This window comes from Serratia sp. 506_PEND (assembly GCF_001076875.1).
Classification (GTDB): domain Bacteria; phylum Pseudomonadota; class Gammaproteobacteria; order Enterobacterales; family Enterobacteriaceae; genus Serratia; species Serratia marcescens.
Genome location: NZ_JVEL01000065.1, coordinates 1 through 11,665 on the forward strand (window position 1 = coordinate 1; position 11,665 = coordinate 11,665).

General features: G+C 60.0%; 12 protein-coding genes and 1 pseudogene. 4 read left to right on the forward strand and 9 right to left on the reverse strand.

Translation table 11 applies throughout. From position 1 onward, the window contains the following. A partial coding sequence (locus ADK28_RS02170) for a response regulator (protein WP_048794770.1) occupies positions 1 to 301 on the reverse strand: 301 nt, incomplete at its 3' end. A 122-nt stretch (positions 302 to 423) separates the two neighbouring features. Continuing rightward, a complete protein-coding gene (locus tag ADK28_RS02175) occupies positions 424 to 1,188 on the reverse strand; it encodes an arylamine N-acetyltransferase family protein (RefSeq protein ID WP_048794765.1) in 765 nt (254 codons plus the stop codon). 158 nt (positions 1,189 to 1,346) lie between these two features. On the opposite strand from ADK28_RS02175, the gene ADK28_RS02180 reads away from it, so the two are divergent. Next, a complete protein-coding gene (locus ADK28_RS02180) occupies positions 1,347 to 1,967 on the forward strand; it encodes an HD domain-containing protein (RefSeq protein ID WP_016928662.1) in 621 nt (206 codons plus the stop codon). Here ADK28_RS02180 and ADK28_RS02185 read toward each other — a convergent pair. Genes ADK28_RS02185 through pyk form a run of 3 tightly spaced genes read right to left on the reverse strand, consistent with a single transcriptional unit; the run spans position 1,927 to position 5,034 of the window. Next, positions 1,927 to 2,859 carry an AEC family transporter gene (locus ADK28_RS02185; RefSeq protein WP_033641030.1) on the reverse strand — a complete coding sequence of 311 codons (933 nt, stop codon included), beginning with the start codon at positions 2,857 to 2,859 and terminating at the stop codon, positions 1,927 to 1,929. The two genes, ADK28_RS02180 and ADK28_RS02185, sit on opposite strands and share 41 nt — an antisense overlap. A 7-nt stretch (positions 2,860 to 2,866) precedes the next feature. Beyond that, positions 2,867 to 3,601, reverse strand: a complete 735-nt coding sequence (locus tag ADK28_RS02190; protein ID WP_033641029.1) for a TSUP family transporter — start codon at positions 3,599 to 3,601, stop codon at positions 2,867 to 2,869. Next, positions 3,601 to 5,034, reverse strand: coding sequence for a pyruvate kinase (gene pyk, locus ADK28_RS02195; RefSeq protein WP_016928659.1), 1,434 nt, complete (start codon positions 5,032 to 5,034; stop codon positions 3,601 to 3,603). The genes ADK28_RS02190 and pyk overlap by 1 nt, the downstream gene beginning before the upstream one ends. Positions 5,035 to 5,338: 304 nt before the next feature. On the opposite strand from pyk, the gene ADK28_RS02200 reads away from it, so the two are divergent. Further along, positions 5,339 to 6,091 (forward strand): SDR family NAD(P)-dependent oxidoreductase, encoded by a 753-nt coding sequence (locus ADK28_RS02200; RefSeq protein WP_048794766.1) that lies wholly within the window; start codon positions 5,339 to 5,341, stop codon positions 6,089 to 6,091. Here ADK28_RS02200 and ADK28_RS02205 read toward each other — a convergent pair. Further along, on the reverse strand, positions 6,076 to 6,972 hold the full coding sequence (locus ADK28_RS02205) for a LysR substrate-binding domain-containing protein (RefSeq protein ID WP_033641027.1): 897 nt from the start codon (positions 6,970 to 6,972) through the stop codon (positions 6,076 to 6,078). The two genes, ADK28_RS02200 and ADK28_RS02205, sit on opposite strands and share 16 nt — an antisense overlap. Before the next feature lie 117 nt (positions 6,973 to 7,089). On the opposite strand from ADK28_RS02205, the pseudogene ADK28_RS02210 reads away from it, so the two are divergent. Further along, positions 7,090 to 7,869 (forward strand): annotated as a pseudogene (locus ADK28_RS02210) (HalD/BesD family halogenase). 38 nt (positions 7,870 to 7,907) lie between these two features. Here the strand turns inward: ADK28_RS02210 and ansP are convergent. Beyond that, on the reverse strand, positions 7,908 to 9,374 hold the full coding sequence (gene ansP / locus ADK28_RS02215; RefSeq protein WP_028127655.1) for an L-asparagine permease: 1,467 nt from the start codon (positions 9,372 to 9,374) through the stop codon (positions 7,908 to 7,910). Between the two features lie 432 nt (positions 9,375 to 9,806). Next, positions 9,807 to 10,244: a PACE efflux transporter gene (locus ADK28_RS02220; protein ID WP_048794767.1), complete on the reverse strand. Its 438-nt coding sequence runs from the start codon at positions 10,242 to 10,244 to the stop codon at positions 9,807 to 9,809. Between the two features lie 112 nt (positions 10,245 to 10,356). On the opposite strand from ADK28_RS02220, the gene ADK28_RS02225 reads away from it, so the two are divergent. Beyond that, entirely contained in the window at positions 10,357 to 11,250 is an 894-nt protein-coding gene (locus tag ADK28_RS02225; RefSeq protein WP_048794768.1) for a LysR family transcriptional regulator, read from the forward strand. 16 nt (positions 11,251 to 11,266) lie between these two features. Here the strand turns inward: ADK28_RS02225 and ADK28_RS02230 are convergent. Next, positions 11,267 to 11,665 (reverse strand): DedA family protein (locus ADK28_RS02230; protein WP_048794769.1); only part of this gene is annotated, 399 nt, incomplete at its 5' end.

Consider the following 11,665-nt stretch of genomic DNA (forward strand, 5'->3'; position numbering starts at 1 on the left):
AGCCGCTGGCGCCGGCATCCAGCGCGCTCTGCACGAAGGTCGGGGAGTCATAGATACTGAGGATGATCGCGCGGAACTGCGGCTTCTGCGCCCGCAGGCGTTTCAACAGGCTCAGGCCGTTTTCATCCGGCATGGCGATGTCCATCACCGCGACGCTGATGTCGTCGCGCAGCAATGCCGGCCAGGCTGCCGCCGCGCTGCTGTATTGCCCCACCACGTCGAGATCGTCTTCGAGGCTGAGCAATTGCGCAAAGCCGGAGCGCACCACCACATGGTCATCCACCAGTATCACACGGATCATTTTCGCACTCTGTTGCCGAATCATGACCCTATGATGCCTGCCGCCGCGGTGCTGGCAATCAGCCAAGCGCGGTTATGCAATCGATGTAACAGAATCGTAATAAAAGGGCGTTGCCGGCGCCGTCAACGATCCAAATCGATGGCGAAATGCTGCCACAGCGCGGCGCGGCGTTCCTCTTCCGAATGCAGCGTCGTTTCGTGGCGCTGGTGATCTTCGGTCACGATCAGCTTCATGTCGCTGAGGGTCACCCGGCCGTGTTCCGTCGGCCGTGAACACACCAGGCGTTGGGTGAAATGCGACTGCGGCGAGGTGCTGTGGAACCGGCACATCTCGTCGAACTCGTGCAACTCGCGCGGCTGAACGGTAAAGCGATACAGCGTTTTGGCATGCGAGCGTTGGTCGCCGTTGCGGCGCTCCAGCAGGTAATACTCGCCTTCCCGCTCCAGGTGGAAGGTGCCGCTGGCCTGCGGTTGCGGCTCGGCGGCGACGATCTTCAGCGGCGTCAGGAAGGAATCGCCGAAACCGACGTCCACCAGCCAGGCCTGCTCCGCCAGATCCACCCGCAGCGCCAGATGGTCGTAGGGCGGGCCGAAATGGCCGTCGCGCGCGCGGATCTCGCCGGAGATGAAGCTCACCTTGAAACCGATCTCCCGCAGCAGCAGGGCGAACAGCGTGTTCAGCTCATAACAGAAACCGCCGCGGTTACGCTCGACCACCTTGCTGAACAGCGCTTCGGGCGCCAACTGAATGCCCTGATGATAAATAATGCTCAGGTTCTCGAACGGTACGCTCAGCATGTGGCGATGGTGCAGCTGTTGCAACGTGGGGAGATCGGGGCGGGCGGCGCCGGCAAAGCCGATATGCTGCAGGTAGCGTTGGGTATCCACAGGGTGTCTCGCATGAGAAAAAGTAGGCATAAAATAGCGGGCTTTGCGGCGTTTGTGAGCGCATTACGTGCTGCGTTGTCGGCATAACTCATAACCAAATCGACTCAGATGTCAGCATGGCTGCCGTTACACTGAATCGATATGGATAAGGAGAAAGTATGGATTTAACCTTGAAAGCGCAGCGATTTGCCAATGACGCTCATCATGCCTGCAATCAGCGACGCAAGTTCACCGGGGAGCCGTATATCGTGCATCCTGCAGCGGTGGTGGATTTGCTGCAGCGGGCTAAGCCGACGCCAGAAATGGTCGCCGCTGCCTGGCTGCATGATACGGTAGAAGATACGGCGGTGACCCTGGCGGATATCCGGCGAGAATTTGGTCCGACGGTCGAGCGTTATGTGGAAATGTTGACCGACGTGCAGCCTCGCAGCTACGGCGGTGAGCGTCTGCACCGTAAAAATGCCAATCTGCGGCACAGCGCGCAGGCCTGTGCGGAAGCGCAGACCATCAAACTGTGCGACTTGATTGACAACAGCAAGAACATTACCGATTACGATGTCTCCTTTGCCCGTCACTATCTGGTGGAAATGGCGCGCTTATTGGCTGTTTTATCGGCGGGCGAGGCCGGCCTGTTGGCCTTGGCCCGCCGACAGTGTGCGGAAGCGGTCGAGCGCATCAACGATCGTCATGGAGACGACGGCTGGTTCGACGCGTTGTGGCGGAAGTATGAGGCCCATCTTAAGCTGGATGAGCTGAAAACTGGGTCAGCAGCAAAATAACAGGAATGGTGACCGCCGCCAGCAACGTTTGGATCGTGATGATACCGGCCGACAAGCGATGATCGCCGCCCAGCAGTCTCGCCATGATGTAGGCGGAAGGTGTACAGGGTAAGGCGTTAAACAGGACGATAGTCGCCAGCACCGGGCCGGAGATGCCCAGGGTGATGCCGATTCCCAGCGTCAACAGCGGTACCAGCAGTAACTTGACGAAGGACGATTGCAGTACGGGGCCCTGCGCCGTACGCGCCGCCTGTATATCCAGCCCTGCGCCGACCGCCAGCAACCCCAATGGTAGAGAGGCGCCGCCGAGAATGGTGAGAATGTTCTCCAGCGCCGCGCCAAGCGACCAGCCGCTGGCGTTGAAGGCCAGACCGGCCAAGACCGAAAGGATCACTGGGTTTTTCCCCAGCGCTTTGGCGATCTGTTTGCCGCCGGGGCGGGTACCCTGACCGTAATGCATCAGTATGACAATCGAGGCCACGTTCAACAGCGGGATGGCGACGGCGATGCTGATGGAGGTCACCGTCAGGCCGGTGTGGCCGAAAGTCGCCGCCGCTGCGGCAACCCCGATGTAGGTATTGGGGCGCAGAGCGCCCTGTATGACCGAAGAAAAAACCGGCCCGGGCTGTTTTAGCCAGATTCGCCAGAGGTACAACGACAAGGCGCCAATCAGGACAGCGCCCAGTACAGACAGGGCAATCGGCCGCACCGGAAACTGGCTGAGGTCGGCTTTGCCGACCTGGATAAACATCAGCGCCGGGAAGAGATAAAAGTAATTCAGCTTTTCGCAGGGCAGCCAGAAAGCCCGATCGATCAGGTTCTTGTGCCGTAGTGTGAATCCCATGGCGATTAAAAATATCACCGGGATCAGAGAAAAGAGAGTCGTCGTCATGGGGAGCCTATAAATAGCCTTTAGTGAGAACGACCACGCCATAGAAGGCAATAAAGCCGGTCACCATTTTTTCATAAACGGGAGCGCTGGCTCTCTTGAACAGCAGATTGCCGACGACCAGATACACCAGTAGGGCCAGCGGTGCCGCGGTGAAACCGTCGAGGCTCAGGGCTTGCCATTTAATGCTGGCCAGCGTGGCCAATTGAATTAAACCGAACATCAGGTAGTAACGGGAGACGGTGGTTCTTATCTCCAGTTTCTCGCGATGGCTGGCGGCAGCGTAGAGTGCCAGCAAGGCGCCACCCATGTTGGTGACGCCATGTATCAGACCCATGACTGCGACATAAGCGCGCTGATGTTTGCCGAGATAACGTTTCAATGTTTCTTGCAGTGACAGACGAAAGCGCATCAAGGCGGAAAACAGCAGGATGGCGCCCACCAGCAGATCGACATTCACTTTCACCGTCGAATGCAAGACCAGGCTCAGCGCCAGAATGACGAAAATGGCGCAAATCAGCATATTGACCTTTTCGCGAGCGGGAAAAGCAATGCGGCGGGCGCCAAGCGTCTGCGTCAGAGAGATCAGCACCGACGACGGCAGCAGCAGCCCAAGTACGGAGGAGAAATCAACGCCCAGCATTAATAGCGTCGGTGTACCGAACACCAAGATGCCCATGCCGAAAACCGATTGGATCACGGCAAATAGCGCAATCACCAGATAGAACAACGTATGATTATCCATCAGGCCACCTCTTCTTTCCGGTGAGGTTCCCGCGCCGCGTCAGATTGCAGGTAGGCATCGGCGCTGAGCGTGCGCAAGATATTCCCGCTGATATGCTGATTGTCTTGCTGGGCGCTGACCAGCAGCAAAACATCGTGCCGATTTATCAATCCATTGTCTGACAGGACATTCAGAGCCAAACGTTCGGTTTCCGGCTGTGTCAGATCGATCCGAGGCAATGTCAGGCCGGTGATGCCTGGCAGCATATTCCAGCTGCGCACCGTCGCCGCATCGTTGCCGAATGCGACGATCGGGATGCCGATGTTGGCCATGGCGGCGATGCGCACGCTGTAACCTGTGCGAGAAAACACCACCACCCGGGAGATCGGCAAGGCGCGGATAAGGGCGCCGACAGCCTGTCGAATATCGTCAACCTGCGCAGGGGGGGATGAGTGGGGCGCATGCGCTAAATGCTGTTCCGCCTGATGGGCTACGCTGGCGATACGGGCAACGGCCTCCAGAGGATAGCGGCCTACGGCGGTTTCACCGGAGAGCATCACCGCCGCGGCGCCATCCAGCACCGCGTTGGTGATGTCGCTGACCTCCGCTTTGGTTGGCAGCGGGTTCTCTATCATGCTGTGCAGCAATTCCGTCGCTACAATGGTGGGTTTGCCCGCATGGGAGGCGGCTAGGAGGATCTGTTTTTGGTAGAGAGAAACGCGGTCGATCGAGGTTTCTACCGCCAGATCGCCGCGATCGATCATGATAACGTCGGCGGCGGCGATGACTTCCTCCAGATGCTCTATGCCGCCGCTGTTTTCCACTTTCGCCACGATGCGGGGCGTATCGCCTCCGATCAGCGTTCTGATCGCGTTGATGTGTGCCGCGCTTTCGACGAAGCTTATGCCGATGTAGTCCACTTGATGTGCTTTGGCGAAGGCGATCATGTCGCGATCTTTCTCCGTTATCAGCGCCTGCCCGAGATCGATGCCAGGCACATTGATGCCTTTGCGGCTTTTCAGTTGGCCGTCCATGTCGGCCTGCAGGTGGATGTCCCGATCGACGATGTTAACGACCTGGAACGAGAGGGTGCCATCATCGGCGAAAACCTTATCGCCCACCGTCAGCCGTTCATGCAACCGGCCGTACCCCACCGGGACTTTTTCCTCCCCGTTATGCGAGGTATCGGTCGTGAGGATCAGCGTTTGCCCTTTAGTGAATGAGGGTTCGTGTTTCAGTTGCAATGTGCGGATTTTTCTACCGGGAATGTCCAACAGCACCGGCGTATCCGGCAACGTTTTACGCAGCAGGGCGATGGTTTCCGCATGCCAGTCGAGCGTGTTGTGCGAACCGTTCAATCGGGCGACGGACATGCCGGCTTTTTCCAGCGCTGCCAACGTGTTGATGTGGCGAGAGGCGGGGCCGATGGTAGCGATAATGCGAGTCTTTGCCATGATAAATGCTCCGAAAAGTTAAGATGCATTTATCTATGACAGTTTTGTGACAGCGGGGAAAATAGGGGTTTAATCTAACTAATATATAAAAAGTTATAATGAGTTTTGGCGTCAGAGTGGGTGCGCCTTATACATTTAATGATGAAAATAAAATGGTTATACAATTTACTTCCATCGTATAGATAAAATATTGATAAGCATTACTCCTTTTATTTCTCGCCGTGTTGGGCATCACTGCTGCCGCAAACTGTCACTTGCCGGCGCTAGCCTGTTCCCCTGAGTTCAACGTTACAGGAGAACGGCTATGCAAGATTTCAAACATCGGGTGGCGCTGGTGACCGGCGCGTCCACCGGCATTGGCGAAGCGATCGCCGCCGAGCTGTTTCGGCGCGGAGCCACGGTGGTGATGACCGGCCGCCACGCAGCGCCTCTCACCGCCGCCGCTGCGCGGCTCGATCCCGACGGCCGGCGGGTGATGACGTTGCGGATGGACGTGCGCGATGCGCAGTCGGTACAGCAGGGTATTGAAGAGACCGTGCGGCGCTGCGGCGCGCTGCATCTGCTGGTCAACAACGCAGGGATCACCGGCCCGCACGAGGTGGATATCGATCGGTACGCGGTCGACGATTGGCATGAGGTGATCGCCACTTGCCTGAGCGGCACGTTTTTCGGCATGAAGTATGGCCTGCCGGCGATCGTCGCCGGCGGCGGCGGGGCGGTGGTGAACCTCTCTTCCGCCAACGGCGTGGTGGGCATTGCCGGGATCGCACCTTATACCGCCGCCAAGCATGGCGTGCTGGGCCTGACGCGCTCGGCGGCGCTGGAATTCGCCACGCGCGGCGTGCGCGTCAATGCCGTCGGGCCGGGCTATGTGGATACGCCGGCGATGGGGGAACTGCCGGCGTCGGCGCGGGCGCAGATGGCCGCTTCGCACCCGATGGGGAGAATGGCGACGCGGGAAGAGGTGGCGAAAACGGTGGCTTTCCTGCTTTCGGACGACAGCAGTTTCACCACCGGCGCGTTTTACAGCATCGACGGCGGTTATACCGCGCGCTGAGCCAGCGCCTGCACCCAACGGAGAAACGCCGCTGCGCCGGGTTTTTCCAGCGTGCGCGGCGGGTAAACCACGTAGTAGGGTTTGCTGAGCGGCAGCGCCGGTTCGGCCAGCGTGACCAGTTGGCCCTCCGCCAGTTCACGGGCGATCAGCCGCCGCTGGCCGAGCAGCACCCCGCGCCCTTGCACGGCGGCGTCGATGGCCAGTGACGTCAGGTTATAGGTCAGCCCGCGCCGCGGCGGCGGTGGCCGATCGGCGGCGGTGAACCACTCGTGCCAGCCCGGCAAAAACTGGCTCTCCTTACCCCAGTCGACGTGGATCAGCGGCAGCTGCGTCCAGTCGCCGCACTCGCGCAGCGCCGGGCTGCACACCGGCTGCACCCAATCCTGAAACAGCCGCGCCTTTTCCAGCAGCGGGTAATCCTGATCGCCGAAGCACAGGGCGAAATCCGCCGCCGAATGGGCGAAATCGACCGCCGCATGGGTCGCGTGCAGCCGCAGATCGCCGTCGGGGCACTGCGCCAGCCAGTCGCCCAGCGCCGGGTTCAGCCATTTGGAGGCCAATGCCGGCAGGGTGAACACCGTCAGCGTCTGTTTGCCGCGCTGGCGTTCCACGTGCTGCTGCGCCACGCGCAGCGTTTCAAACGCCTCCTGCACGTAGGCCAGGTAGTCCGCGCCCTGCTCGGTCAGCGTGACGCCGCTTTTGGCGCGAATGAACAGCGTGATGCCCAGATGTTGTTCGAGCTGGCGGATCTGTTGGCTGACGGCGGCGGCGGTCAGCGCCAGCGCATCCGCCGCGCGGGCCAGGCTGCCGGTGCGAGCGGCGGTTTCGAACGCCAGAATGGCGCTCAGCTTGGGCAAGCGCGCACGGGACGGTGAGTGCATGAGCAGGACTTATCGCTAAGAATTCGTTAGCTTATCCATAACGTATTTTTGTTATGGCGGCAATGCGGCATTCGCTACAGTGAGAGGCATCCGGCTTTCGCACACGAGGGGAACGTCATGCCGCCACTTGCCGATATTATCGATCTGTCCGCCCATCCCATCGACGACGCCGCGTTCCGCGCCCGTTGCCGGCAAACGCTGGCGCGCGCCGGCGCGCTGGTGCTGCCGGGATTTCTGCGCGCCGCCGCGCTGGCGACGATAAGGCTGGAGGGCGCCGAATAGCACCATGCGGCGTTTTATGCCACCAGCCAACACAACGTGTATCTGCGCCCGCAGGACGACGCGCTGCCGGCCGATCACGCGCGCAACCGGCTGGTGTCGTCGTCCAAGGGCTGCATTACCGACGAGGATATTCCGCTGCAGTCGCCGCTGCGCGCGCTGTACGACGCCCCGGCGTTTCGCGAGTTTCTCTGCGCGGTGTTGGATGAGGCGCAGCTGTATCCCTACGCCGATCGGCTGTCGTCGATCAACCTGCATTACGCCCACGCCGGTCAGGAGCTGGGCTGGCATTTTGACAACTCCTCGTTTGCCATCACGCTGCTGATCCAGAAACCGCAGGCGGGCGGCCGTTTCGAATACGTTGAGAACCTGCGCGACGCCGATCGCGGCGAGATGAACTATGCCGGGGTCACGCAGGTGCTGGACGGCGAGCGGGCGGTCAAACAGCTGGCGATCGAGGAGGGGGATTTGGTGCTGTTTCGCGGGCGCAACGCCATGCACCGGGTGACGCCGACCGAAGGCGACACCACGCGCATGCTGGTGGTGCTGGCCTACAATGCGCAGCCGGATGTCATGCTGTCGGAAAGCGCCAGAATGACGTTTTACGGCCGTTTATAGCGGATAAAAAAAACCGCCCCGGAGGGCGGTTTGTCGATTCAGCGCGGGTTCTGCTCTTCGTGAGCCTGCTGCTCCAGCTTCACTTCCTGCGCGCGCTTGCGCAGGCCGAACCAGCCCAGCGTCAGCAGCACCGCCAGCACCGGAATGGTGGCGATGGTCCAGGTGCCGTTCGGGTAGTCGAACGCCATCATCACCACCACGATCAGCAGGAATGCCAGCGTCAGCCAGGAGGTGAACGGCGCGCCCGGCATTCTGAACGATACCGGCTGCGCACGGCCTTCGCGCACGGCTTTGCGCAGGCGCATCTGGCAAACGATGATAAACGCCCAGGAGGCGATGATGCCCAGTGAGGCGATGTTCAGCACGATCTCGAATACCCGCGACGGCACCAGGTAGTTGAGCACCACGCCGATCACGTAGATGCCGCAGGTAACCAGGATGCCGGCGTAAGGCACCTGCTGGCTGCTCATTTTAGCCATCAGCTTCGGCGCGGAGCCGCCCATCGCCAGCGAACGCAGGATGCGGCCGGTGGAATAGAGGCCGGAGTTGAGGCTGGACAGCGCGGCGGTCAACACCACGATGTTCATGATGGTGCCGATGTAAGGCACGCCCAGCTTGCTGAAGAAGGTGACAAACGGGCTTTGGCCGGCCTGATAGGCGTTCCACGGCAGCAGCAGCACCAGCAGCACCACGGAGCCGACGTAGAACAGACCGATGCGCCAGATCACGCTGTTGATCGCTTTGGGCATCATTTTAGCTGGATCTTTACACTCGCCGGCGGCGGTGCCGATAAGCTCGATGCCGGCGAAGGCGAAGATCACCCCTTGCACCAGCACCAGCGCCGGCAGCAGGCCGTGCGGGAACATGCCGCCGTTTTCGGTGATCAGGTGCATGCCGGTGGTGTGGCCGGCGACCGGGGTGCCGGTGCCGAGGAAGACGACGCCGACAATCAGGAACAGCGCGATGGCGACGACCTTGATCAGCGCGAACCAGAACTCCATTTCGGCGAACCACTTCACGCCGATCATGTTCATGGTGGCGACGATGCCGAGCGCGCCGAGGGCAAACAGCCACTGCGGCACGTCGGCGAAGGTGCCCCAGTAGTGCATGTACAGCGCCACGGCAGTGATGTCGACGATGCCGGTCATCGCCCAGTTGAGGAAATACATCCAGCCGGCGACGTAAGAGGCTTTCTCACCGAGGAATTCGCGGGCGTAAGAAACGAAGCTACCGCTGGAAGGGCGATGCAGCACCAGTTCGCCCAGCGCGCGCAGGATGAAGAAAGAGAAGATCCCGCACACCAGGTAGACCAGCGCCAGCGCCGGCCCGGCCAACTCGAGACGGCCGCCGGTACCGAGGAACAAGCCGGTACCGATGGAGCCGCCGATGGCGATCATTTGGATTTGCCGGTTGCCCATGCTTTTGTGATAACCGGATTCATGAGAGTCTAGCCAGCGTCTTCTGGCGGCGTGTTTGTCATCCGCCGACTTTTTTTGTGAGTGCATTATCCGTCCTGTTTACCTGTCTATGTTAACCCTGCTCTTAACGAGAGCAAACGATTGCTATGACCAATCGTCATGAGAATGAGGTCGTGGCATCATTCCGCTGTTTATTGTGTATACAGCCATCATTAAAATAACGGCGAAGCATGCTACCTTTTCTCCGTAATGGTGGCAAAAAATACTGCGCATAAAACGTGAACAATTGTGTTTATTTTTTAATCCAAATATAAAAGGATATATTATTCAAAAAGATGTGATGTTTTATCAAGACGGAAATATCGAAGAATAAAAAGTGATTAAAATCACAAAATAATAATTACCGTGCAAATTACAGGGTGTTGTTCTTATATTTCGCGGTGAGAATTAAGGGGGAAGGAAATGGCGACCCGCGCAGAAAATGGGATCAGCAGCGGGTCGGTGGGCGCGTAGCGAGTCTTAGGCCGATTCACCGGCCGGCAGGGCCGATGCGGGCAGGCCGAACAGCTTGTCGAACGCCCAGTTAAACAGGAAGGTGTAGCAAGGAATGATGACGATCAACGCCATATCCAGCAGCAGCGCCTGCCACAGCGTGATGCCCATCCACCAGGCGATCAGCGGGATCAGATACATCACCAGCGTCAGCTGAAAGCCGACGGCGTGCAAAATGCGGCGTTTGAGCGTGCGGGTGCGCGACACCTGGCGGCTTTCCCACCACTCGAATAAATAGTTGTAAATAAAGTTCCAGCTGACCGCAATGGTGGTGATCACCACCGCCAGCGGCCCGGTGCTGCTTGGCGCATGGCCTGACAGCAGCGCCAGCCCCAGCGCCGAGATCGCCATGCCGATGATTTCATAAGCGGTGACATACACCAGTTTGCGTTTGACGCCTTGCATCGTTTTCTCCCGATCGGTTTTTAGTTGCCTCTGTGGCGACGGCGGCTAAGATAACGTCAATCACATTGATAGAAAAAGTCAGGAGCTGTCAGTTTTGTTGACAAGTTAAACAATGAATTTCTCCAGCGACAATATCGAACTGTTTTTGGCGGTGCTCGATCGCGGCTCGTTTTCCGCGGCCGCCCGCGCGCTGCGGCGCGTGCCGTCCGCCGTCAGCATGGCTATCGCCAACATGGAGGCGGAGCTCGGTTTTGCCTTGTTCGACCGTTCTCACCGCGAACCGACGCCGACCGCGCTGGCGCTGGCTCTGGCGCCGCACGCCCGCCTGATCGCCGGGCAGCTCAAGCAACTGCAGGTGCACGCCATCGAGCTATCCCAGGGGCTGGAGAGTCGACTTTCGATCGGCGTGGCGTCGGATATCAACGGCACCGGCCTGCTGGCGGCGGTGAAAACGCTGTCGCAGCGTTATCCGCTGCTGAACATCGAAGTGCTCAGCGCGCCGCAGGACGACGTGCTGCATATGCTGCATCAGGAGCGCGTCGGCGTTTGTCTGGCGTTTGGCGGGCTGAACATCAACAGCGCAGAACAGTTCCACTTCGTCGGCGCGGAATCGCTGGTGGCGATGCTGTCGCCGCAGCACCCGGCGCTGGACGGCGCGGCGGGCGAGCTGTTTCTCGAGGATCTGGTCAACGTGCGGCAGATCATGGTGGCCAGCCGCGATCTGCCGATCGGCGATCTGCGCCCGCAGGTGGCGGAGGCGTATTGGCGCACCGACAGCTTGCCGATGGCGCTGAACATGGTGGAGGCGGGCCTGGGCTGGGGCAACTTCCCGCTGTCGCTGGCCGAGCCGCTGCTGGCGCAGGGGAGGCTGGTGCGGCTGAAATTCAAAAACACCAAGAACGAGCTGCGCTTGCCGATGCATTTGATCTGGCTGAAGAACCGCCCGCTGGACAAGGCGGCGCGCGAGCTGGTCGAGCTGATGCGCGCGGCGCCGCAGGAAAGCTGACGCCCGCTGCGTTTGCTTACTCCGGGTGGCGTTTACGCCACCAGAAGCGCACCAGCAGGATGGCGGCGATCGCCAGCGCGACAAACAGCAGGCCGGAGAGCTTTTTGTCGAAGCCGGTAACGAAGCGTTCGATCGCCTGGCCGCCAAAATAGCCGAGCATGACGAAGATCGTCGCCCAGAGAATGGCGCCGAGGATATTGAGCGGCACGAAGCGCGACGGCGGCAGGCGGCTGGCGCCGATCAGCACCGGGCCGATGATGCGGAAACCGTACATGAAACGCACCCCGATAACGAACAGCATCGGGTGGCGGGCGATCAGCCTTCTGGCGCGCGCGATGCGCTTTTCCTGCCCCTTGAGCCGCGAGATGACGCGGCCTTCGAACCGGCGGCCGGCGAAGTACAGCAGCTGGTCTCC

Bases quoted from the DNA above. Each gene is read 5' to 3' on its own strand.
- ansP (WP_028127655.1), bottom strand. From the start codon at position 9,374: ATGCACTCACAAAAAAAGTCGGCGGATGACAAACACGCCGCCAGAAGA.
- ADK28_RS02225 (WP_048794768.1), top strand. From the start codon at position 10,357: ATGAATTTCTCCAGCGACAATATCGAACTGTTTTTGGCGGTGCTCGAT.
- ADK28_RS02180 (WP_016928662.1), top strand. From the start codon at position 1,347: ATGGATTTAACCTTGAAAGCGCAGCGATTTGCCAATGACGCTCATCAT.
- ADK28_RS02190 (WP_033641029.1), bottom strand. From the start codon at position 3,601: ATGGATAATCATACGTTGTTCTATCTGGTGATTGCGCTATTTGCCGTG.
- ADK28_RS02220 (WP_048794767.1), bottom strand. From the start codon at position 10,244: ATGCAAGGCGTCAAACGCAAACTGGTGTATGTCACCGCTTATGAAATC.
- ADK28_RS02185 (WP_033641030.1), bottom strand. From the start codon at position 2,859: ATGACGACGACTCTCTTTTCTCTGATCCCGGTGATATTTTTAATCGCC.
- ADK28_RS02205 (WP_033641027.1), bottom strand. From the start codon at position 6,972: ATGCACTCACCGTCCCGTGCGCGCTTGCCCAAGCTGAGCGCCATTCTG.
- ADK28_RS02200 (WP_048794766.1), top strand. From the start codon at position 5,339: ATGCAAGATTTCAAACATCGGGTGGCGCTGGTGACCGGCGCGTCCACC.
- pyk (WP_016928659.1), bottom strand. From the start codon at position 5,034: ATGGCAAAGACTCGCATTATCGCTACCATCGGCCCCGCCTCTCGCCAC.